This window comes from Bacillus sp. 05T21, from assembly GCF_056396785.1.
In genome coordinates this window covers 1-418 of sequence record NZ_JBFTMD010000110.1, presented here as the reverse complement: position 1 = coordinate 418, position 418 = coordinate 1, and the positions used below count along the sequence as shown (strand labels likewise).

General features: G+C 49.8%; 3 tRNA genes. All 3 read left to right on the top strand.

The features are described from left to right. Window positions 1-72: 72 nt before the first annotated feature. The 3 genes from AC1DKZ_RS33105 to AC1DKZ_RS33095 all read left to right on the top strand — a co-directional run bounded on the left by AC1DKZ_RS33105 (window position 73) and on the right by AC1DKZ_RS33095 (window position 334). Window positions 73-148 (top strand) — tRNA-Thr (locus tag AC1DKZ_RS33105). Window positions 149-162: 14 nt separating this feature from the next. Next, window positions 163-238 (top strand) — tRNA-Lys (locus AC1DKZ_RS33100). A 15-nt stretch (window positions 239-253) separates the two neighbouring features. Next, window positions 254-334 (top strand) — tRNA-Leu (locus tag AC1DKZ_RS33095). Window positions 335-418: the final 84 nt, after the last annotated feature.

Here is a 418-nt window from a genome sequence, read left to right as displayed (position 1 = left end):
AGCTCAGCTGGGAGAGCACCTGCCTTACAAGCAGGGGGTCGGCGGTTCGATCCCGTCATCCTCCACCATTTAGCCGACTTAGCTCAATTGGTAGAGCAACTGACTTGTAATCAGTAGGTTGGGGGTTCAAGTCCTCTAGTCGGCACCAGTTTTTAATTGTACGAGCCATTAGCTCAGTTGGTAGAGCATCTGACTTTTAATCAGAGGGTCGAAGGTTCGAATCCTTCATGGCTCACCATTTTTAATGAAATATGCGGGTGTGGCGGAACTGGCAGACGCACTAGACTTAGGATCTAGCGCCTTTGGCGTGGGGGTTCGACTCCCTTCACCCGCACTTTTAATAAAATAACTCAAACATGTCTTGCGGAAGTAGTTCAGTGGTAGAATACAACCTTGCCAAGGTTGGGGTCGCGGGTTC